This window comes from Candidatus Marinimicrobia bacterium CG08_land_8_20_14_0_20_45_22 (genome assembly GCA_002774355.1).
In the GTDB taxonomy this organism is placed as follows: domain Bacteria; phylum Fidelibacterota; class UBA2242; order UBA2242; family UBA2242; genus 0-14-0-20-45-22.
Window position 1 is genome coordinate 1 of sequence record PEYN01000213.1, and the last position, 23,023, is coordinate 23,023.

Genomic DNA, 23,023 nt, shown 5'->3' on the forward strand with positions numbered 1-23,023 from the left:
AAGCCGCCTGATGAGGGCGGCTTTTTTATTTATATGGAGTGCGTCAACCGCGTTGACGCTTTCGACGGAGTCGAAACATGTCATTCTGAGGAGTGGAACATTAAGAGTAAAATCAATCCAGAATCATAACCTCTTGGAATGGATAAAATACGTTACGACGAAGAATCCTGGAGAGATTGAGTATTCTTGTCCAAGATTCCCAGCAAGCGGGATTTCCACTTCGTTCCAACTTCGCCACGGTCGTTTATTTACGCTAATCCACCGTTTCAATTCCTGTTTGATTTGTCCTTTCCTTTTCCATCTGTCTCTATGGCTCAGAATGACAGAATCAACCCTCACAATAACAAAGAAGGGCTGGTTGCCCAGCCCTTCCTGATAAACGATGAAAAGGAATGGTTAAAAGGACATATTTAAACCAAAATTAATCCGCCGTGGAGCGTTGACAAATACCTCAGCGTCGTCTGCTTGATGTGCTTTTGTTCCGTAAGCATTGTACAGGCTGTTATCAATAGCATCCTGAATGTAAAGCGCATCCATCAGGTTGAAAATATGACAGAAAACCTGGAAATGGACACCAACAAACGAAACAGGAATATTATATGAAATGTGAGCGTCAATATTCGAGTAAGCGGGAACCTGCCAGCTTTGTTCGCGATCCGCGATACCATCTATGCCGATGATCCGGCTGGTGGGATCCCATTCCGCCCAGTAACGATCATAATAATTTACCGTCGCCTGAACCGTCAGTCCGCGAATCGGATATACGGTTGTAGTGAACGAATAAATAGACTGCGGAGAATCACCGACCATCAGGTCTTTGATCGCATAAGTGTATTTCGCAGTTGTATCAGCTTCGACATCTTTATAAGTTCCTTCGGCGTCGTCCGTGTACTGGAATTTGCCGATGGAAACCGCACCGTCAAAACGTACCAAAGAAACCGGCTGATAGGCAACTTCCAACTCAAAGCCGCGATGTGTTTGATTCATTCCGGTCAGGAAGATCAAATCAGTGTCACCGCTAGTACCCGCGCCGGATGTAACCGCTTTGACTACATTACGGTCTTTCCACATCGTGTTGTAAGCATTGATCTTTATGGCTAATTTGTCTGCCAACGCGCGACCATTCCAGCCCAATTCTGTGCTAATGAATTTCTCGTTAGTTGGGTCCGGAGCGAGAGCAATCTCAACATCGTCGATGACATTATCCAGAATTGGAACTTTTTCGACATAACCGAAATTGGCGAAAACATCCATATTTTCAGAGAGTTTGTACAAACCACCAGATTTAAATTGGATGGCGCTAATCCAATCCGAAACGATTTTCAGTTCGCCATTGTCTGTAGCTTCTACATAAGAAGCTTGATGATTTGCCTCTTTCTTGAAGTGATCGACTAAACTGTATTTAATCATCGAGAAGCCGCCCATAGCATACAAAGAGAACAGGTTCTTTTTATATTCGCCCTGCGCAAAAAAACCGAGCCAGTCAATCGTATTCGTATTATTATAATAAATCTTTCCAGCTAATTCCCGAGTCGCTTTCGTAAGAGTGGCATCGAGATCAAAAACATTATTCACATATACGCTATCAAATTCATTATAAAATTTCTTATAACGTTTCTCGACATCAGAGGCATACTTATCATATTGACCATTGATGGCATAATCTCCACCCAACAAGTCGCGCACTTCTCTGAAATGATCTATAGAAGCCGTCCGCCAATCTAGGCCAAATTGAACTTTCATTGCCTTGCTGAAATCGTAATTCAATTTGGAAATCGCACCAATCGTCCATTGCTGATTCACGCTATTGCGGAGGAACCCTACCGCCTCACCTGCCGGTTTGGCTTTTCCTTTACTATTTACAATATCTTCATTCATGGCAATTGTGGCATCCCAATCCATGATCTGGGAAGGATACTCCGTTCCAACGCCAGAAGGAACCTTTAGTAGGTCGCCAAACGTTCCTGAGCCGCCGCCGGAGCCGCCAGAGTAGTAGAATATCGAAGATAGCCGTGTCTTTTCATTGAGAGTCAGATACCAGTTTAAATTAACCTGTGGTTTGTGAAAATAGTTTTCGATCTCATTCATATAGCCCGAATACTGACGATCTACGGTCTCATCACCATACATGTAAAAATACTGTTTTCCTTTGTAATCACTGCTGATTTTGTACCAGTTTTCGTTGTATTCGCGACCTACTTCCGGAAACTTATCAAAAACATCGGCGACACCGTTCGCATCGGCATCGGCGTCTAAAACCGATTTATCAAAAGTGTCTTTTGCCAAGTCATGAGAGTACGCGGCAATATTCTGTGCGTATCTCATTTGACCATGTCGCTGAGGAGCGCCCAGAGCAAATAATTCTAGCCGGTTATTCTTATTGACGGCATAACTCAAACCGAAATAATATGCCCAGGCGTCCGTCCATGTTCCATCGATAACGCCCTCACCTGTTTTACGAACGACAGTTCCATTTACCGCAAACTTATCGGCAATCAGACCGGAATTATAATTCACCGTCGTTTTCAGAAAGTCGCCACTGCCGAATTCTTGCTTGACCATCCCGCCGCGTTTCATTTTCGTCGGATCGGTCAGTATATTCATTGTCCCGCCGATTGACGGAGCCGCAAGATTAACAGCCGACAGACCGCGTTGCATCTGGATCGATGAGGTCGCATCTGCAACGCCGTCCCAGTTCGACCAATAAACCCATCCGTTTTCCATATCATTGACCGGAACGCCATTGATCATGATAGAAACGTTACGCTGATTGAAACCGCGAACATTCACGCGCGCATCGCCAGCGCCGCCGCCTTGTTCCGTTGCATAGACACTGGGTGTTGTCGTGAGCGCCATCGGGATATCTCTCGAACCAAGTTTTAACTCCATATCCAGTTTCTCAACGTTTGTGTAAGCAACCGGCGTTGAACGTGTCGCTCTGGATGCAAGAACTTCCAAAGCGCCCAGTTCCAGAGTTTCACTTTCCAACTGCACATCAATTTTGATCGTCTTTCCCGCAGTTACCGAGACTTCTCTTGTGACTTTGCGGTAGCCGATTACCGATACAAAAAATTTCGCTTTCCCAGCTGGAACGTTGGAAATGGTGAAAATCCCTTCCTCATCTGTTGCCGCTCCCAATTCCGTGCCTTCGACAACTACATTCGCACCAACGATGCCTTCACTGGTCGCACGGTCAGTGACTCTCCCTTCGATGACACCGTTCTGCGCAAAAACCAAAACAGGGATCAACATCATTAAAAACATTACTTCCAAAAGACTCTTCCGCATTTTTTCCTCCCATGCTGTTTTATTGTTGTTTCAACGATCCTCTTAGCTCGCCATTTGTCACTGCCATAACATCATATTGAGTTAAGAATAAACTCACGAACAAAATATAGTACTCCTAATCAGAACTGCAAAGAAAAAGATACACACCGATGAAAATATATTTTTACGCAAAAAATCGCAAAAAAATCGTTCACGACAACTATTTCACTCGTCATCGTGAACGATTTTATTCAATAATCTTCAACTCCGCCCCCGGCGGATTCCGAAATTTATCCGGTTGAAAATCCATTATTTCATCAGAATCATCTTTCGTGTCTCGGAATATTTCCCGGCAGTCAATTTGTAAAAATAGATGCCGCTGGGAATATTCGTTCCGTCAAATACGATCTGATACTCACCCGCCGGTTTCGTTTCATTGATCAATGTTGTCACTTCGTTTCCGAGAACATCAAATATTTTCAGACTAACCGTCGCGACTTCGGGAATTTGGTATCTGAAGGTCGTCATCGGGTTGAATGGATTCGGATGGTTTTGCGAAAGCCGAAAAGTATTTGGCGTCAGACTCTTGACCAGTTCTTCGATCGTCTGCTGATTTCCGAAAACCAACAGGTAACGCCCGTCAACTAAATTTGCCGGAATCGCGACCGAAGCGTTAGCGGTTAGCCGATCTACCTTATTCGTTTGCCGGTTTATTAAAGCAATCTCAAGATCGGAGAAGTTTTCGACTCCGATGATTTTCAACGCGATCTTTTTAGACGTACGGTTGATGACGCGCAGATCAAATTGACTTCCAACTCGGATAGCCGATCGATGTTCTACAGAAAACGATTTGTATTGATCCGATAATTCCGGCTTTTCAATGAACATTCTTACCTTTTCGAAAGCCGAAGGCGGACAGAAATAATCCTTCTCATCAAAACCGTCTTTGGCAGTAGCATCTTCGCCGATGAAAACGGATGAAAGTTCCTCTTCATCATCGGATAGTGTAAGCGCCAAATGTTTTTCAGCGATTATTGGTAAAGAAACCGTCTTTGTCAATGCCGCGGTAACATTAAACGGAATACCCAATTCGGCCAGACTATTTTGATTGTAGAAATAATATCCAACGTACGGATCGAATGTCGATGGTTGAGACCAACTGCCATTCCAACTATAAATAACTGCGTTTGAAGCCAAACTGTTTTCTGATTGAACATCCGTCCAATTCACGCTTTTTGTAAACGGACTCGAAATCAGGTTCCAACCGTCATGAAGCGGAATAGAATAGGTCAGATCGGACGTTAATTGAACTGCGGTAACTTCTTTCGAGATTTTCATCGGATTCCGTGCGAGAATCCAGAATGCGCGTCCGGGTTGAAACTTGAAGGTTTCGGAACCGTCATATTCGATCTGGTAATTCGTCAAATCGCCGTTATCCCAGCAGGCATTCCAGTCACGCGGCGATTTCCCTTCGAGAAATTTAGATATTGCCACCTGATCGGCTCCGGGCATTCCAACGATCTTGTAGTTTTCCGTATTGTCAGCATTTCCAAAGTTGACATTTTTCGACGCGCGAAATTCCTGTGGATATGAAAATATTGCAAATTCCGAACTGACCGCCGAAACGAGGGCGTTCGAGGCGTCGCTGATGCGGACGAGACATGTTGCATTAGCATCATCGGCGACCGTCCATTCATAATTACCAGACGCCGCTGGCGTAGAAGCGACAACAGGAAGCCATATCGTTCCGTTATCGACTGAATATTCGATTTTTACATTCGCGATATTCTGAGAAATCCATTCAATGTTCCTGACGTAGCCAGTTGGCCACTTTTCTCCAGAACACGGCGACGCAATAGAAATCGTCGGCGCCGCGCCATAGGCTTTAATGCACAAATCATAAAGACTCTCTGTTCCAGTTCCGATCTTTGTCCATACTGAGCCACTCGAACTGATCCAACACTTATCCGTTTCTAACGTTGGGTTAGAATAACCTTCTGAAATCGATTCAACCGGTATGGGATAGTTGTAGTTGTTTGTTTGGTACTTAACTTTGACGTAGAAATCGGATGTCTTTTTGAAAGAAATCGGCGTCGGTAGATCGAACATATAATAACCCGGAAGTTTGCAGGTTTGATAAGAAATCGAACCGATCAAATCATCATCCAATAATGTGATACCATCAAAATCATCGTAAATATCAATCTTGATATAAGCGTTCGCGCCGGTCACCCAAGTTCCGATTTTCTGAACAACCATGGCGCCATTAGTGATCAGTCGAACCAATCCTGCACCGGAAATTCCGCCATAACCAAGTGAAGTCGTGTTACCGAGATCATCATACCCGAGTACGCGAACGCTGGAATTATAGTCCAGTCTTGATGGAAAATAACCGACAGACGAATTGGCTAAAGAATCTTTGTAAGACATGTAAAAAAATCCATTTTTGCCCCAATTCGCACTCCAACTATTACGAATGATCCATGCACCGGTGCCTCCGGAAGTCACTTTGGTATCATCCCAACCTACGATCAAAACTGCATGATTCGTCGATGAATCGACTGAACCGCTATAACAATAAGTGAAATCGTCACGGTTGTAAGAACCGTTTTCCCACCTCATATTTGTATAGAGCGCGCCATAATCGAGCAACGCTTGCTTGATTGTGCTGGAATCGTTTGGAAGTTGGCGCAGATCAGAGAGATAGGCAATTTCATGAAATCCGGTTGGACAAGTTCCTTCGCTCGCGGTATAAGGCGCTTCGGATTCCAGAATCGGGCCGGATCTTCGCGTAAAATATGCCATCGCCATTTCGATGTTTCCACCTTCACAAGGTGCGAGTTCGAATCCATGACAATTATTCAAATTCTCCTCAGAGAGATCGAAGTCGCCGAGTCCTTCTTTTTTCCATTTGGATTCGATGGAGCCCATCGTCGCGAAAGTCCAACATGAACCGCAATCTCCTTGGTCCTTGACCGAAGTAACGAGAGATGTCCCCCCCTGCCCAGCTGTTCTTAAATCAAAAACCGGATCAGTTATAACAGCTTTATCAAACGAATCCGGAGAAAAGCCGGCAAAACTTGGCAGGAACGGCGGCGGAATTTCACCAAGCAGATAACCTTCACTGGAATATTCTGCCGTTGGTTTTCCTAATATTTTTTGATTCTGATAACGGATAAAATCCGGATTCAACGGCGCAATTTGCGGTTTCTCTTCGGCAAAAAGTATGACTGACAATATGGATAAAACGATAATAAAAAATATCTTCTTCATGATCTTCCTCGTTTATTAATTCGGTCTGGTGGGCGGCAAATCTATTGGTTTTCCTTCGGGTTCTACACCGATAAGGATCGCAACAACGGTCCCGACGATGATCGCCGATCCGATTCCGCCGTATAACAGCGTGCGGTTTTTAACCGGTTTGGCAGTTACCTGAAAATAATAATCGGCGATATTCGCCCCCAATTGTAACTCGTCAGAAAAATCCCATTTGATCGAACGGTTTTGCCCGGCGAATTTACCTCTACCAACATCGCCCATAACCTTTTTTGGAACGAGTTGAAAATCCGGCTGGTCTCTGCGTAACAGTACGACTGAAACCTGGTATTTCACTTTCGGGTTTCCATTCAGGTTGTAACGAATGTCGATTGTCTTATCCTTGACGGAAAAATCGACGCGTTCAACAGCATTTGTTTGCGGAAAAAGCTTGCAAGCGAACAGCAAGAGAAGACAGAAAATTTTAAAATGACGCATAAATCAATTCCTTCAATTTTGTCAGAAATATATAATGAAAAATATCGGAAAACAAAAATATCTTACACAGTTTCTTTTATCGAAATATTTTTGAGAATTATTCGAGTTTTTACTCGAATTAACTTGCATTGATAAAATCGACGATCCGGAATCCCGTTTCCTGTGTCGTCAAAATGCCGTTCAGATCCAGCGTCACGGCTTTTTGCATCACTAAATCCTGAACAGCATTTTCGACGATTTTGGATTCCTGTGGAAGATGAAGTTGCTTTAACAATCGACTTAACGCCAGAATGGCACCCAGCGGATTGACTGAATCGTGTCCGGCAATCCGTGGTGATGAATTCTGCATAACGCGATACAGAATCTGGCGATCAAGCCCTACTTCGCAACTATAAGATAATCCGTGTCCGCCGATCAGAAACGTCGCAATTTGGAACATTTCGTCTCCAGATAACCCGGTCGAGATAATGACGTCAAATTTGGATGGCTTCTGGAGTAATTCGTAAAGTGCCAGATCTGCTGTCAAATAATTCACAGAAAGTTCGGGAAATTCCTTAATAACAGAATCAAGCACCCGCTGAAATAGTAATCTGGAGGAAGGAAACACGTTGCTTTTATCAACAAGACAAACGCGGTTTCTGCCGAAATTCTTAGAAATGGTTAACGCCTCACGAAAAAATCTCTCCGTGCCGGAGTAGGTAAAAACTTTTGTCTCTATAGCGAGTTCCGAACTCCTTCCCTGATTCGTCAAACTGCTGATTAGACTTTCGCTGTATTCCATGTTCTCTTTAACGATAATTAAATTTATATTTTTATCTTGTAATCCAGAGATAGGACAAAGCCAGTCAGCGTAAAGTTTGATAGGATAGATTGTCAGGTTCAAGTCCAATTTTTCGCGAATTCTGCCAATGATTTCGCGTCCATGACGATTATCCGGGACACGCGGATCGCCAAACGGTCCGACAAAAACCGCATCGAAATTCTTGCGTATTTCATCCAGAAATGAATCGGAAATCGTGATGCGAGTTCGGAGGTAATTCTCCGCTGAATATGGATAAATTTTCGCGTCGATTTCCAAATTCCACTTCCGGTTTAGCGCCTCAATAATTTTCACCACCTGTGCAAAAATCTCCGGTCCGACTCCATCTCCGGGAATAAGCGCTATACGACGATTGCTCATTTCCTTTCCCTAAACTCCTCAGTAGTTAGGTTGCAGATCGTAATACGGCGTAATCAGACGATACTCGCCGAATCCTGATTCATCGACGAAAATGAACGAACGATTGATTTCATAGTAATACCAAATTTCATAAGGTTTCGTCTGAACTTCAAACGGGTGACGCTCGATGTCATTCGGCTGACCAAATAGAATAAAAATCATCCCCATGTCGGTTTTCCATCCGGGCATGAATCCTGAATAATGTTCAATCGTATAGTGAATACGTTTATAATATTCGTTCATCAATTCGTTATCGGAAGTGTTTGGAGTCGGGTCACGTTTTGCCCAAAAATTGACAAACAACTCTTTTTTCGCTTCCTGTTTTGCCTTTTTCATCGCCCTGATTTGACTATTCGAGGCAATATATTTCAGTTGTTCGATCGCCTGATCAAGATTATCGATCAGATTAGACATGCCCAGCCAGCGAAGCTGAAATAATCGTTCACCTTTTGTCTCATTGTTTCCAATTTTGATAATAACTTCGAGACGATACCGGTTGAACGTCATCTTTTCTTTGGGAATTGTCAACTTTTCTTGTGTTAATCCCTTTTGAAATTCACGATCGAATTTTCCTTCGGTGACGGCCTGATTTTTCTGATCGTAAATGATATACCGAATGGTTCCTTTTCCGCCATCAGAAAGGACGGTAAATGAAATAGTAAAATCAGGATAATCGTCGGTTATCGAACCGATGACCGAAGGAATTTCTTCGGACATGCCATCTTCACCCAAAACGACTTTTTCAATGATATTTATTTTACTCAGAACGACAGGTTTGGCATAAAAATCTTTGTAATCCATCGCCTTCTTTCGGTAACCGCTCTTTCGCGTATCCATATCCAAAATACCGAGTGTCAGAAAGAATTTGTTCGGATCAACCCGGAACGTGATTTTACTGACATCAAAATGTTCTTGAGAATTGGTCTCCTCATATTTTTGGGTGTGAATGGTTTGTTTCCAGATTTTCGATGCGGCTTGAATCTCGTTTTCGTTAAGCAATAAAACGGAAACCTCGTAATTTGCCGTAAATCCCGTTTCGTTTTTCACGAATTGAAAGGCATCGAACGGCGCTTTGATAATGATTTCAATGTTGATCGAATCACGACTAAGCAACGGATATTCTATCACATCATAATAAAAAAACGGCGCATCCGGTTCATCCGGTTTAAAATTCATGTTCTGTTCTTTTCCTTGCGCCAGAATCATCTGAACTGTTATAATTAGAAAAATAAATAGAATATTAATTTTTCGAAGCATATAACCTCCAATGATATTGGGTTAACCCTCTATCCGTGCCAAACCAAACCCACTCGCCATCTATGTTAATTTTATAGACATGATTGCCTGCCAATCCATCTACGGTCGTGTACCGTTCCAAGTAATTATCCGAAAGGCGAATTAACAAAGCGCCGAAATCGGTTCCTAACCATAAATATCCGTCTTCAATTGCCATGTCAAAAATCGTGACCACTTCTTGTTCGTGGGAATATTGTAAAATATCCCATTCATCCAAGAAAGGCGCATATTTGACTAAGATGTTCTGACGACTAAAAATCACGACGGAATCCGACACTGCAATTCCTGAAAAATTTCCACTAATCAATTCATTCAATTCCACTTCATCGCCAAAAGCGTCGAAATGCCGAACAAAATGATTCTTTTTATCAACGGAATAAATCCCATTATCGGTTCCGAGCCAGATAAAATCTTTTCCAACGACAATTTTTTGGATGCGAACAGGGATTTTCGATGGAGATAAATTAACGCGGCGCGTTTTGAAACCGGGAAGCGAAATGAGCGTCAGACCGTGCGGCGTCCCGATCCACGCCAGCGAATCTTCCAGTCCGATCGTCGTCACGATTTCATCCGAAAGTCCTTTGGTCATCCCCATTCGCTTCCATTGATCTTTTTCCATGTCGTGAATAACCAATCCCATATCCGTTCCGATCCACAGACGCCGATTGCGATAATTAATGTCGAATACTTGCGTCGTCGCTAATTCTTGAACGAGATAGGTTTCATTGTATTTCCATGTCCAGTCGGAAAAATTGAGGAAACTGATTCCCGTCCTGTTAGAAACTCGATTTCCATCAGGTATGGAATTGCTCATCCAAATTCCACTATCTGTTAACATGAGAGATGTTATGGAATTTTGAAGCGGACCCATCGGTGTTACATTCAATCGTTTAACATTATCGTCACCCGTGATCATTCCGAGTCCCCATGCTCCTCCATAAACGTCTTTTCCAATTGTGGAATGGAAAAGACATATAGGGAATTCCCTGAAATCCTGATCGAAGATAACCCCTTTCATATCAAATTGCAGATCAGCGTTGATTGCGTATAGACCAAAGTTTGGCAGAGGATCTAAATTTGAAGGCGCCCAAATAACATCTTCAGGCAATTGGAATTCGCTTGGTTGCAAGTCGCCGCCAAGTCTTGAAATTCGGTGATATGCGCCATCGATCGTCTTCGCCCAAAGAGAATTATTGTCCGCACCGAATCGATCGATTCGCCACTGTGGATTGATGTAGTTAACCCAACGATCCGCTGTTGGTGTAAGATAACTTATTCCAGCCTCGTGCGCCGCCCAGAGATAACTCGTGGTTTTATCGAAATATACGGCTGTGACAGAATCGCCCGCCATTCCATCGCTTGTCGTATAAGGTTCCTCCCAGCGACGAGAATACTTTTGGAATGGAACAACGCCGCCGCTCGTGCCAAAATAATAATATTCGTTGCCTTCTGTTAGACTTGTTGGGTAATTGCAGTTTTTATACGAAATCCAATCTCCCATTCGATACAGACGAACCGGCTTATTCCAAATGTCTTGTGCTGTCAAATTCAATGTTAACACAATCAGTAAAAGTGAAATACCGTAGAATTTTCCGATTACAGCCAAGATGTGATTTTGTTTATTCGTATTTTAACCTACTCTCACAAAATTTTTCCCGGCAACCTGCCGCACCGCTCCTTTAATTTCCAGCGCCAATAAAGTGGTAAGCGCTTCGTAGGACAGTTTACCGATTTTTTCCGAAATAGCGTCTATATGCATCGGCTCTGACGTAAGAGATTCATAAACTCGCTTTTCTTCTCCTTCCAAGAAAAAGTGCATCTCCATTTGTTTTGGAGCCGTTGAAAATTTCCGAATAGATTCAATTTCAGATAAAACATCGTCAATGTTGGTCACAAGTTTGGCGCCTCTTTGTATTAAACGATTGGTCCCGATACTCTTTTCATCTGTGATTCTTCCCGGAACGGCAAAGACTTCACGATTCTGATCAAGCGAATAATATGCCGTTAACAGTGCCCCGCTTTTCTCTCCGGCTTCAATCACAATAGTTCCCAGACATAAACCAGAAATGATACGGTTTCGTCTGGGGAAATTGACCGCGTCCGGTTTCGTTTCAAGCGGAAATTCAGAACAGTAAACTCCATTATCGACCAATTGATTGCGCAGATTTCTATTTTCAGATGGATAGATGACGTCGATTCCGTTTCCAAGTACGGCAATCGTTCTCCCTCCGGATGCGATGACTGTTTTATGCGCTTCCGTATCGACGCCACGCGCGAATCCGCTGACAACAGTGATATTTTGGCTGACCAATTCTTTGGCGAGTAATGCTGTCACTTGTCTCCCATAAACTGACGGCTGACGCGTTCCGACAATCGCAATCGAATCGGCATCTCTTTCCGAAAAATCTCCAAAATGAAACAATACCGTAGGCGGGTCGTAGATATTCAGTAATCTCACTGGATAATCCGAATCGAAAATCGTCGTCATTTTATACGGATTCTGACTCAATATTTTCATCTGCCGGTCAGCAAAAGTCTCGTCTAATTCATGTAAAATCCGTTGAGCGATAACAGTATCAATCAGCGGAATTTTGCACAGTTCCCGAACCGTCGAACCGAAAACGTCTTCCAGATTTGGGAAATGCGTGTGAAGATTTACGATTCGCCGCGAACCGAGTCCGTTAACCGAAAGAAGTTTCAGTAATATCCGTTTATTTTCCATTTCCATCTAATATTTGAACGGCTTTATCGACAAATGTTCCCAACCCATAACCACTTACAGCTGAAATCGGTATAACATTGACCCCGCCGATTTTTCGTTTTTTGGAAGGAACTTCCAGAATGTCCGATTTTGTCAATAAAATAAGACGACTGCGATTTTTAAATTCAGGATAATGTTGAATCAATTCGCTATTGAGCAACTGATAGGTTTTATCGGGATGCGGATCGGTCACTTCGATTAAAAACGCAAGCACTCTCGTCCTTTCCAAATGTCTTAAAAATCTATGTCCAAGTCCTTTTCCAAGATGCGCGCCCTCGATCAATCCCGGCACGTCCGCCATGACGAAACTTCTATAATTCCCATATTTCACGATGCCAAGATTAGGAACCAGCGTTGTAAATGGATAATCGGCGATTTTGGGACGAGCCGCCGTCAATTTAGAGATCAATGTAGATTTTCCGACATTTGGCAATCCAACCAAGCCAACGTCTGAAAGTATTTTTAATTCCAGACTCAAAGTTTTCTCTTCGCCGGGAAGCCCGGGTTGCGCATAACGCGGCGTACGGTTCGTCGATGTTGCAAAATGTGCGTTGCCTTTTCCACCTTTGCCACCTTTGGCGACAATGACGCTTTGTCCATCTTCTATAAGATCGGCGATGATTTCCCCGGTCTTTTCGTCCGTAATCAGCGTTCCGATTGGAACTGGAATTACAACAGAATCAGCGTACGAACCGCTTTTCAAAGCGCCCATTCCTTGTTGACCGTCATGCGCACGATAACTTTTTCGATATTTGACATCTTGTAATGTATAAAGATTCGATTCTACCTTGACGATAACATCGCCGCCTACGCCGCCATCGCCACCATTTGGGCCGCCTTTTGGAATGTATTTTTCGTGACGGAAAGAAACGCTTCCTTTCCCGCCTTTTCCAGATTTGACCAAAACTTTTGTGTAATCAACAAACATATATTTATTTTCGCAGTATATTCAATTCAATCTACCAACATAACTGCCTTAAACTATACGGATTTTCTGAAGATACAAACAAAAAAATGCTGTCCGAGAAGAATGAGAACACAGATGACTCTGATTTAGCAGATTTTCACGGAAACTCTTTTTTATTTGCGACTATCTGTGTTCTACTCTGCGTTATCGGTGTTCCACTCACTTCGTCGCTTGAACCAAGAGTTCGTTCATTCGCCGCAGATATTCGCCGGGATCAGCCAAATTCCCATCTAAAAGTTGTGCAGATTCATACAAATGAACGATTGTATTCCGTAAAATCGGATCATTACTATTTCCAAAGTTCAGACGAGACAAATTCCGAATAAGCGGATGATTGGGATTGATTTCCATAATTTTTTTGTGAGCCGGAACTTCCATATTCATCAATTTCATCATCTTTTCGGTCTGCTGGTCGATACTGTCCTTACCCAAAACCAATGTAGCTGGAGAATTTACCAATCTTTTTGAGGCAACGATGTCTGCCACTTTCTCCCCCAATGTTTCTTTAAAAACCGCAATCAGCGAATTCAGCGAACTTTCGGCAAGAGAATCTTCTGGATTTTCGGATGGTTTTTCTTTCAGATCGATGTCCGCTTTATCGATGGATTTAATTTTCTTTTTATCAAATTCATCCAATTGCGGGAGGATGAAAACATCCATCGGATCGATCATAAATAAGACCTCAATGTCATGTTTCCGAAAATATTCTAGATTAGGGTTCTTATCGACTATTTCGCGATTCTCGCCTAAAATATAGTAAATCTCCTTCTGTTCCGGTCTCATCCTTGCGACATATTCGTCTAATGAAACCAATTCGCCTTTTGGTTGGGTCGTCGATTCAAACCGTAGAAGTTTGACTATTTTCTCTTTATTCGTAAAATCCATTCCGACACCGGCTTTAAAATACATTCCGAATGTCTTGAAGAATTTTTCATATTTCCCCTGATCATTCTTTGCCCATTCATCCAGCATTTGGAGAATTCGCGAAGTCAGAACATTTCGGATTTTCTCCATCGCCGGACTCTGCTGAGTGACCTGACGGGAAATGTTCAACGGCAAATCTTCCGTATCGACGACGCCTTTTACGAACCGAAGATATTCGGGCAAAAGATCGATTGCATCATCTTGAATGAAAACGCGATTCGCATAGAGGTGAAGTGTTTTTTCACGAATATCTGTAAGAAAATTTTCCGGCTTCCGCGTTCCGATAAATAACAATGCCTTGAAGTTTACTGCTCCCTCGATGGAAACTTGTAAATGTCCCAGCGGCGGTTCCCAATCGCTCGCAATGAATTTATAAAATTCGACGAGTTCTTCTTCTTTAATATCATCCTTCGATCTACGCCATAACGCATCCAGTTTGTTGACTTTTTCCTTGCCGATTTGGATGGGAAAGTTTACAAAATTAGAATATTTCTGAATGATGGATTTTATACGATACTCTTCGGCAAATTCCTTATATTCATCTTTCAGAGTGAAGGTAATTTTCGTGCCGCGTTCTTTTCGATCGATTTCTTCGATTGTGAATGTTCCTTTACCGTCTGACTTCCAGCGATAACCTTTCGATTCTAAATTCGCGTGTCGCGTTTCCACGATCACCTCATCGGTTACAATAAAAACCGAATAGAATCCAACTCCAAACTTGCCAATCAAATCGTTATCCGGTACTTTACCATTTTTCTGAAGTTCTTCCATGAATTTCAGTGTACCGGAGCTGGCGACAGTTCCTATATTCTGAACCAATTCATCATGAGTCATTCCGATTCCGGTATCTTCGATGGTGAACCATTTCCTTTTTTCATCAACCGCAATAGTGATCTTTAACTCGGCATCAGAGTCCAAAACCGGTTGGCTTGTAACCTGCATAAATCGAACTTTATTCAGCGCATCCGAAGCATTTGAAATCAGTTCCCGAAGAAATATTTCGGGTTGCGTATAAAGCGAATGCACGATAATATTTAGAAGTTGTTTTAATTCCGCTTTGAACTCGTAGGTTGTCGGTGCGGATTCAGAATTTTTTGTCATGATTTTCCTTTCATATTGTTGTCTACTTACATTTCCAAAAATCGCAGATGAGCGCAACGAACATCATGCCAAGAATTTAATCCGCCAGATTGACAGAAACCAGTTTCGATCTCTGGATTGATTCATCGTGAAAATATTCACCTTTAAACTAATAAAATATTTTTCCCATTGAACTTTAAAATATTTTGGGTAACTTTCGCCTAGTTTTTGACATGTTGAGACTATAGATCGTCTAAAACAAGACGTTCGTTTCTGATATAAAATTGAAGCCATTGTGCTGAGGAAACATTACATTTATATTAGACTTTCTTTAATTTTGGTTAATTTATTTTCTATATCATTTTCAAGTAGCAAAAAAATGATTCCGATGACAATTAATCCACTTAAATGCCAACCCATCAAGGAGGAATGATTCTATGGCAAAAATCTTAATAGTTGACGATGATCAGGATTTCGTATCGGCTGTCACTTTAATCTTGGAAAGCGCTGGCTACGACGTTGAAGTCGCGCATACGCGCCAAGAAGGACTTGTAGCGTTTGATGTATACAAACCGGATTTGGTACTGCTGGACGTCATGATGCAAGACCCGGACGACGGATTTGTCCTTGCTCAAGATATGAAAAAGCAGGATTCAAATATTCCAATCGTGATGTTGACCAGCGTCGGAAAAGTGACCGGAATGTCTTTTGATAAAGATTCAGAGATGGTTCCAGTGGACGATTTCGAGCAAAAACCAATCATGCCGAACCGATTACTCGCCAAAGTCAAAGAACATCTCTTTAAATAAGGAGCGTCCTTCATGCAAATTATCGATCGTCAGAAAGTAAACCATGAAATTGAATGCCTAAGGGAAAAGTATGGGCAAGACCGCTCGGCTCTTATTCCCATTTTACAAGAACTTCAGGAAATCTACGGCTATCTCCCTTACATCGTTATGCAAGAAACCGCTCATTCTCTCGGAATTCATCCGTCGGAAGTTGAAGGCGTCGCCTCTTTTTATAGTTTCTTGAGAACAAAGGAAAAACAGGGGAAATATGTCATCCGTCTCTGTCAAACAATTTCTTGTAATTTAGCCAAAAAGGTCAACGTCGCTCGTCAATTTGAAAACGAACTTGGAATCAAATTCGGGCAAACGACCAACGACGGCATGTTTACATTAGAATATACCAACTGTCTCGGAATGTGCGATCAGGGACCGGCTTTGATGATCAATGACCGCCTATTCTCGAAAGTCACCCCGGAAAAAGCCTCTGCCATCATTGCCGATTGCCGACGCGATTTCCTTAAATCTGAATTTCCCAAAGTCGTTCCGTCTGATGTTCAAAAAAGCGGCCCAATATTGAACCATGGACTTCAACCCAGTGAATCTTTGAAAACTGCTTTGACAATGAGTCGTTCGGCAATCATCTCAATCATTCGCGAATCAAATTTGAAAGGTCGCGGCGGCGCAGGATTTCCGACTTCGATCAAATGGCAATTAGCCGGTGCGGCTATCGATGACAAAAAATACGTCGTCTGCAACGCTGACGAAGGCGAACCTGGCACATTCAAAGACCGCTATTTGCTGTATGATCACATTGAAATCATGCTGGACGGCATGGCCATTGCCGCATACGCCATTGGCGCGCAGAAAGGTTTTATTTATCTCCGTGGCGAATATAAATACATGAAAAAATATCTAGAGGAAAAAATTGAAAACCGACGCAAGACTAACTTGCTTGGTAAAGATATTCTTGGAAAAGATAAATTTAATTTTGATATCGAAATCCGCATGGGCGCCGGCGCTTATGTTTGCGGCGAAGAAACCGCACTCATCGAATCCTTAGAAGGTTATCGCGGCGAACCGAGAAACCGTCCGCCCTTTCCTGTGGACACTGGTTTTCAAAAACATCCGACAATCGTTAATAATGTTGAAACATTTATTGACGCGGCTATCATCATTTCCAAAGGTGCAAAATGGTTTCTCGAACACGGAACGGCAAGGTCCAGCGGAACAAAAATATTCAGCGTTTCTGGCAATTGTGAGCGTCCCGGAATTTATGAATTGCCGTTTGGCATCATGATTTCGCAACTATTAAAAGAAGTTGGCGGCGAGAACGCAAAAGCCGTACAAGTTGGCGGTGCTTCGGGGAAATGTTTAGCAAGGAAAGATTTCAATCGATCAATCGCTTTCGAAGACATTGCCTCCGGCGGTTCCATCATCGTTTTTGGTCCGGATACGGACATGCTGGCAGTCGCAAAAAATTTCATGGAGTTTTTCGTTGAGGAATCTTGCGGACAATGCACACCGTGTCGCGAAGGAAACGTCAAACTCTTGGATGGGATCGAAAAACTCGAAAAAGGCATTTGTTCGGTCACTTACCTGAATGAACTGATGAAATTGGACGAAACCATTCAGTTGGCATCCAAATGCGGTCTCGGACAATCCAGTCCTAATGCCTTCCTTTCAATTATGGAAAATTTTAAATCCGAAATTCTTGGTCGCGTTCCGGAAATAAATTAATGAGGTTATTCTATGGAATTAGAAAAATTGGATACTGAACAAACACTTTCACGCGCGCCGAAAAGTACAACGACTTCCACAATGAAAACTCCGGAAAATATGGAATCTATCGGCGCTCTGATTAAAATCACTATCGACGGAATAGACGTCAAAGTTCCCATGGGAACTACAATACTTCAGGCGGCTCGAAGTATCGGAATCCGCATTCCGACGCTTTGCTATCATGAAGACTTATGTATTAGCGGCGTCTGCCGAATCTGCGTCGTCGAAATTGAAGGACAACGCACACTTCAGTCGTCTTGCAGTTACCCAATCTCCCAGCCATTAGTCATTCATACACACACGCGAAAAGTGCGTCAGGCAAGACGACACATTCTTGACCTCTTGCTTTCCAAACATTATGGAGAATGTTATACATGCGTTTGTAACAACAACTGCGAACTTCAAGAGTTGGCGAGAGAGTACGGCGTCGATTTCTACCGCTTCGGACATGTCGATAAACCGACCTATGGACGTGACAATTCCAGTTACGCAATCATCCGCGACATGGATAAATGTATTCTATGCCGTCGTTGTGTACGCACTTGCATTGATCTTCAGGAAGTCGGCGTTTACGAGGCTTTCAATCGAGGCACTGAAACGCACATCGGAACGTTTATGGAAAATCCAATGGCGGAACAGATTTGCATCAATTGCGGACAATGCATTAATCGTTGTCCAACCGGCGCGCTTCATGCTAATGATCCATCCGATGCGATTTGGGCGGCGATCGACGACCCAACAAAACATGTCGTCATTCAAACTGCTCCTGCACCGCGTTCGGCTATTTGTGAATGCTTCGGGCTTGAACCGGGAATCCCATTGACGCGCGAAATGAACACAGCCATGCGTTATTGTGGATTCGATAAAGTTTTCGACACGAATTTCGCAGCTGATTTGACAATTCTCGAAGAAGGCACGGAACTCATCAAAAGGCTATATAAATCCTTAGTCACCAAGGAACAAGTAGCTCTCCCACAGTTTACTTCCTGCTCTCCGGGATGGGTGAAATACATTGAACATTTTTATCCAGAAATGTTAGACCATGTCTCCTCAGCCAAGAGCCCGCAACAAATGTTCGGCGCCGTCATTAAAACTTACTATGCGAAAATGTACAACATCGATCCAGCAGACATTGTAACGGTCGCCTTGATGCCATGCACAGCGAAAAAGTTTGAATGCAATCGTCCGGAAATGAACGACTCAGGTTTCAAAGATATTGACTACGGTTTGACAACGCGCGAATTGGCGCAGATGTTTAAGGAAGCCGGTATCGATCTCCCCAATATGGCAAAATCCGAATTTGACGATCCGTTTGGTGAAGAAACAGGTTCGGGCGTCATTTTCGGAGCGACTGGCGGTGTGATGGAATCCGCGATCCGCACGGTTTATGATCTGGTTACCGGCGAGAAAATCGAAGATTTGTTTGAAAAGGCAAACGTTATTCCTGTTCGTGGATTTGAAGGAATCAAGTATGCCGAACTACCGATAACCAAAGTCGGTCCAGTCCCGGAAATTCTGGCGCATTTAATTCCAAATTGGGATTGGCTAAAAGGCGTCACGCTGAAAGTCGCCGTTGCACACGGAACCGCAAATGCCAAGAAAATTTTGGAAAACATCAAAGCGGGCGGGAAATTCAGCGAATGTCAATTCATTGAATTCATGGCTTGCCCGGGTGGATGTCTCGGCGGCGGTGGTATGCCGATTCCAACGGACGAAAAGATACGTGCGGCTCGCGCTAAAGCGATCTACATGGAAGATGAGCGAAGCAGTGTCCGTAAATCATATGAAAATCCTGCAATTCTAAGAATTTACAAGGAATTTTTAACAGACGGACCGTGCGGACATCTCAGCCATCATCTTCTTCACACATCCTATACTCCTCGTGGGAAGAATTTGATATAATGTCTTCAAATTGTTTTAAAAAGAGCGAGCCCGAATCTTCGGGATTTCTCTTTTTAATTTTCCCTTGTTTACTTAATTTTAACAACTGTTTATAGATATTTTAAATTGAGGAATTAGTGAACAAAAAAACGATATATCTTGACCATAATGCCACAACGCCACTGCACCCGGAAGTAAAAAAGACGATGGTAGAAATGATGGAAATCTACGGAAATCCGTCCAGCCTTCATGCAGATGGCAGAGAAGCGCATCGTCGCGTCGAAGATGCCCGTGAAAAGATTACCGCTTTCATCAATGCGCGACCTGACGAAATAATTTTTGTCGGTTCAGGTTCGGAAGCCAACAACACCGTTCTTTCAATTATGAGTTGTCCTTCGGATAAATGCCGAAAGACTCGTAAATGGCGCAACGGAGTAATTACAACCAAAATAGAACATCCATGCATCCTCGAATCCTCGAAATGTCTCAAAGAGCGCGGCGCGTCTGTCATTTATCTTGATGTAGATGAATTTGGAAAAATCGATCCCGAAGACCTGCGCAAACAAATAACTTCCGATGTCGCTCTCGTTTCTGTCATGATGGCTAACAACGAAATCGGAACGATTCAAGATATTAAAACCTTAGCAGAAATCGCTCATCAAAATGGCGCGCTCTTTCATACGGATGCCATTCAAACAGTTGGTAAGATTCCGGTTGACGTAAAAGAATTGGGCGTTGATTTTCTCTCAATGTCCGGACATAAAATATACGGCCCGAAAGGCATCGGAGCGCTCTACGTCAAACGCGGCATTCCATTTTGTCCGCTTATTCGTGGTGGTCATCAGGAAATGGGACGCCGAGCCGGAACGGAAAACACGCTTGGGATCGTCGGATTCGGGAAAGCGATTGAAATGCGGAAAATCGAAATGGAATCTGAAGGAAAACGCCTCTTGGAATTGAAAAATATCCTTCGCGCCGGTATCGAAAAAAATATTCCAGACATTAAATTTAATGGCCATCCAACCGACAGTCTGTCCGGAACGCTGAATGTTTCTTTCGATGGCGCTGAAGGCGAATCCATCCTTCTTTATCTGGATTTTGCCGGAATTGAAATTTCTACCGGCTCGGCATGCGCTTCCGGTTCACTCGACCCGTCGCATGTTTTATTGGCAACCGGATTGTCGGCAGAACGCGCCCACGGTTCGGTTCGTATGAGTCTTGGACGCGAAAATACGGCAAAAGAAATGCCTTATGTCGTTAAAACATTGGAAGAAGTTATCCGAAAAGTCCGCTCAATGTCAACAATTTACGGAAGGAATGATAAGTGAATATGACGAATTGGTTATACACCGATACTGTCAAAGACCATTTTTTAAATCCAAAAAATATCTTGAAAGATGAAGAAAATTTTCAATATGATGGCAAAGGCATCACCGGTAATGTCAAGTGCGGCGACCAGATGATGATGCTGATTCAGATTGATAAAGAAAAAAATATCATTAAAGATTGCCGTTGGAGGACCTATGGATGTGCCAGCGCTATTGCCAGCACGTCAGTTCTATCTGAAATGATTAAAGGAATGACACTGGATGAAGCGTACCATCTCACGCCCAAAGATGTCGTAAAAGGACTTGGATCATTACCGGCACATAAAATTCACTGTTCCGTCCTCGGCGACAAAGCGCTGAGAGCCGCCATCACCGATTATTATCGGCGAAACGATCAAAAAGAAAAGATCGAGACCGAAGATGCGCGGATCATTTGCCAATGTATGATTGTAACCGATCAGGAAATTGAAAACGCCGTTCTTGAAGGCGCGCGAACATTCATCGAACTTCAGGAAATGACCAAACTCGGAACTGTCTGCGGACAATGCAAAGACGAGGCGACACAATTGCTTGGCGAATACATCCAAAAACATTTCGCCCCAGAAAAAGACTAAATCTTTTTCCTTTGAACGGCTGATCTGAATTTATACGGTTCCACTTCCATTTATCTTTGGTAATTATTCTTTTCCTTTCCCCGTTATCAGTTCAGACTCTTTGAGTCTTGTAGAAATCACGAGACTAACCACCATTAACCCGATCATTACCATTAAAGGCAAAGTCATAGAACCTGTCACAGGAGATTTGAAGATGTCCATTCCAAAAATAAAAGAAATCCCTGAAATTTGTCCCATCAATAAAAGCAATCCGTTGGATGTGCCTTCTGGCGCTGGAAATGCAATCTCTGCGCCATACTGAAATCCAATCGGACCCGCCCCGAGCAAGAAAAAACCAAGAATTGAGGCAGACAGAAGAAGCAGACCGTAATGAGTGGTAAAAGTGATACCAACAAAGCCTATCGTAGCCAATATCAGAGATAAGACCAGGAAGGGAATTCTTTTTCGAAACCGATCTGAAATCGTTGGCACGACGATTGCCCCGACGACACCGCCCGCAATCATCAAACCTCCGGTAATTCCTGCTTGTGTAATTGAGAATCCTCTCGGAGCAACGATATTTTCGATCCACGTCGCCACGGCATTAAACACACCCAAACAAACAAAAAATATGAGCATGAGAAAAATGAAATCTTTCTTTTTTAATGTTTCTTTGAGACCATCTAAAACCAATGTTCTCACTTCCTGTTCGGGAGAACATGGCGGCGTCGGAGGATATTCTTTGACAAATCCGAGAAAAACAACAGCTATAATCGCAGAGATAATCCCATAAATGACGAGCATACCGCTAATGCCGAAACCGATTACAAGATAGGGCGTCAGTACAAGACCCAGAAATATCCCAAAATACATCGCTAATGTACCGAATCCTGACGCGGTAGCCCGCTCATGAATCGGAAACCAGCGAGCCGCAACTTTCGTTACAGCATTGAGAATGAACGGTTGCCCAACGGCGATTCCTATCTGAGAAATAAATACCAGCGTGAAATTTTCTGCTTCTAATCCACGCAATAAACCGAAAAGTCCAGTTAGCGCGGCGCCTATTCCAACGGCGATCCGAATACCGTAAGTATCGATAACCCAGGAAGCAGGAAATGACATGATGATGTAAACAATCATAAAACTCATGGATAATAAACCAATACTGATATCCGAGACGCCATAAAAATGAGCGGCTTTGCTCGTAATTGGAGCAAATGTTATCCATAAAAGCTGGTTAACCGCAACGACCAGCATGAATGCAGATAAAACAATCCAGCGATAACCATAAACCTTAAAATTTGCTTGTTCCATGAAATAAACCTCCCCAATTAAAAGCTAATCAACCGCTCATTTTCCTCTACCATCATTCCAATCGAAATATTTT

16 protein-coding genes are annotated in these 23,023 nt (G+C 43.0%); 5 read left to right on the forward strand and 11 right to left on the reverse strand.

The genetic code is table 11. The features are described from left to right. Nucleotides 1-123 precede the first annotated feature (123 nt). The 10 genes from COT43_12080 to COT43_12125 form a co-directional block, all read right to left on the reverse strand. Nucleotides 124-339, reverse strand: a complete 216-nt coding sequence (locus COT43_12080) for a hypothetical protein (protein ID PIS27097.1) — start codon at nucleotides 337-339, stop codon at nucleotides 124-126. 57 nt (nucleotides 340-396) lie between these two features. After that, nucleotides 397-3,288: a TonB-dependent receptor gene (locus tag COT43_12085; GenBank protein ID PIS27098.1), complete on the reverse strand. Its 2,892-nt coding sequence runs from the start codon at nucleotides 3,286-3,288 to the stop codon at nucleotides 397-399. A 288-nt stretch (nucleotides 3,289-3,576) separates the two neighbouring features. Then, nucleotides 3,577-6,540 carry a hypothetical protein gene (locus COT43_12090; protein PIS27099.1) on the reverse strand — a complete coding sequence of 988 codons (2,964 nt, stop codon included), beginning with the start codon at nucleotides 6,538-6,540 and terminating at the stop codon, nucleotides 3,577-3,579. A gap of 15 nt (nucleotides 6,541-6,555) precedes the next feature. Further along, nucleotides 6,556-7,020 (reverse strand): hypothetical protein, encoded by a 465-nt coding sequence (locus COT43_12095; protein PIS27100.1) that lies wholly within the window; start codon nucleotides 7,018-7,020, stop codon nucleotides 6,556-6,558. Nucleotides 7,021-7,138: 118 nt separating this feature from the next. Next, nucleotides 7,139-8,200 (reverse strand): hypothetical protein, encoded by a 1,062-nt coding sequence (locus COT43_12100; protein PIS27101.1) that lies wholly within the window; start codon nucleotides 8,198-8,200, stop codon nucleotides 7,139-7,141. A gap of 18 nt (nucleotides 8,201-8,218) precedes the next feature. Next, entirely contained in the window at nucleotides 8,219-9,496 is a 1,278-nt protein-coding gene (locus COT43_12105; GenBank protein ID PIS27102.1) for a hypothetical protein, read from the reverse strand. After that, nucleotides 9,480-11,141 carry a hypothetical protein gene (locus COT43_12110; GenBank protein ID PIS27103.1) on the reverse strand — a complete coding sequence of 554 codons (1,662 nt, stop codon included), beginning with the start codon at nucleotides 11,139-11,141 and terminating at the stop codon, nucleotides 9,480-9,482. Before COT43_12110 ends, COT43_12105 begins: the two co-directional genes overlap by 17 nt. A 24-nt stretch (nucleotides 11,142-11,165) precedes the next feature. Further along, complete coding sequence (gene dprA, locus COT43_12115) at nucleotides 11,166-12,263, reverse strand: DNA-protecting protein DprA (protein PIS27104.1); 1,098 nt, start codon at nucleotides 12,261-12,263, stop codon at nucleotides 11,166-11,168. Beyond that, nucleotides 12,247-13,224: a GTPase ObgE gene (locus COT43_12120; protein PIS27105.1), complete on the reverse strand. Its 978-nt coding sequence runs from the start codon at nucleotides 13,222-13,224 to the stop codon at nucleotides 12,247-12,249. The genes dprA and COT43_12120 overlap by 17 nt, the downstream gene beginning before the upstream one ends. Nucleotides 13,225-13,422: 198 nt before the next feature. Continuing rightward, a complete protein-coding gene (locus tag COT43_12125) occupies nucleotides 13,423-15,288 on the reverse strand; it encodes a molecular chaperone HtpG (GenBank protein ID PIS27106.1) in 1,866 nt (621 codons plus the stop codon). A 416-nt stretch (nucleotides 15,289-15,704) separates the two neighbouring features. Here COT43_12125 and COT43_12130 point away from each other — a divergent pair, with 416 nt between their 5' ends. The 5 genes from COT43_12130 (at nucleotide 15,705) to COT43_12150 (ending at nucleotide 21,657) form a co-directional block, all read left to right on the forward strand. Beyond that, nucleotides 15,705-16,076 (forward strand): response regulator, encoded by a 372-nt coding sequence (locus tag COT43_12130; GenBank protein PIS27107.1) that lies wholly within the window; start codon nucleotides 15,705-15,707, stop codon nucleotides 16,074-16,076. Nucleotides 16,077-16,088: 12 nt separating this feature from the next. After that, nucleotides 16,089-17,792: an NADH-quinone oxidoreductase subunit NuoE gene (locus tag COT43_12135; protein ID PIS27108.1), complete on the forward strand. Its 1,704-nt coding sequence runs from the start codon at nucleotides 16,089-16,091 to the stop codon at nucleotides 17,790-17,792. An 81-nt stretch (nucleotides 17,793-17,873) separates the two neighbouring features. Further along, nucleotides 17,874-19,736, forward strand: a complete 1,863-nt coding sequence (locus COT43_12140) for a hydrogenase (protein ID PIS27133.1) — start codon at nucleotides 17,874-17,876, stop codon at nucleotides 19,734-19,736. Nucleotides 19,737-19,852: 116 nt separating this feature from the next. Beyond that, nucleotides 19,853-21,043 (forward strand): cysteine desulfurase NifS, encoded by a 1,191-nt coding sequence (locus COT43_12145; protein ID PIS27109.1) that lies wholly within the window; start codon nucleotides 19,853-19,855, stop codon nucleotides 21,041-21,043. A 2-nt stretch (nucleotides 21,044-21,045) separates the two neighbouring features. Further along, complete coding sequence (locus COT43_12150) at nucleotides 21,046-21,657, forward strand: iron-sulfur cluster assembly scaffold protein (GenBank protein ID PIS27110.1); 612 nt, start codon at nucleotides 21,046-21,048, stop codon at nucleotides 21,655-21,657. Between the two features lie 63 nt (nucleotides 21,658-21,720). On the opposite strand, the gene COT43_12155 is transcribed toward COT43_12150, so the two are convergent. After that, nucleotides 21,721-22,950, reverse strand: coding sequence for an MFS transporter (locus COT43_12155; GenBank protein ID PIS27111.1), 1,230 nt, complete (start codon nucleotides 22,948-22,950; stop codon nucleotides 21,721-21,723). Between the last annotated feature and the right edge of the window lie 73 nt (nucleotides 22,951-23,023).

Excerpts from the sequence above, each read along its gene's own strand:
- COT43_12150 (PIS27110.1), top strand. The coding sequence starts at position 21,046 with ATGACGAATTGGTTATACACCGATACTGTCAAAGACCATTTTTTAAAT.
- dprA (PIS27104.1), bottom strand. The coding sequence starts at position 12,263 with ATGGAAATGGAAAATAAACGGATATTACTGAAACTTCTTTCGGTTAAC.
- COT43_12100 (PIS27101.1), bottom strand. The coding sequence starts at position 8,200 with ATGAGCAATCGTCGTATAGCGCTTATTCCCGGAGATGGAGTCGGACCG.
- COT43_12135 (PIS27108.1), top strand. The coding sequence starts at position 16,089 with ATGCAAATTATCGATCGTCAGAAAGTAAACCATGAAATTGAATGCCTA.
- COT43_12120 (PIS27105.1), bottom strand. The coding sequence starts at position 13,224 with ATGTTTGTTGATTACACAAAAGTTTTGGTCAAATCTGGAAAAGGCGGG.
- COT43_12105 (PIS27102.1), bottom strand. The coding sequence starts at position 9,496 with ATGCTTCGAAAAATTAATATTCTATTTATTTTTCTAATTATAACAGTT.
- COT43_12130 (PIS27107.1), top strand. The coding sequence starts at position 15,705 with ATGGCAAAAATCTTAATAGTTGACGATGATCAGGATTTCGTATCGGCT.
- COT43_12095 (PIS27100.1), bottom strand. The coding sequence starts at position 7,020 with ATGCGTCATTTTAAAATTTTCTGTCTTCTCTTGCTGTTCGCTTGCAAG.
- COT43_12090 (PIS27099.1), bottom strand. The coding sequence starts at position 6,540 with ATGAAGAAGATATTTTTTATTATCGTTTTATCCATATTGTCAGTCATA.
- COT43_12125 (PIS27106.1), bottom strand. The coding sequence starts at position 15,288 with ATGACAAAAAATTCTGAATCCGCACCGACAACCTACGAGTTCAAAGCG.
- COT43_12140 (PIS27133.1), top strand. The coding sequence starts at position 17,874 with ATGAAAACTCCGGAAAATATGGAATCTATCGGCGCTCTGATTAAAATC.
- COT43_12085 (PIS27098.1), bottom strand. The coding sequence starts at position 3,288 with ATGCGGAAGAGTCTTTTGGAAGTAATGTTTTTAATGATGTTGATCCCT.
- COT43_12155 (PIS27111.1), bottom strand. The coding sequence starts at position 22,950 with ATGGAACAAGCAAATTTTAAGGTTTATGGTTATCGCTGGATTGTTTTA.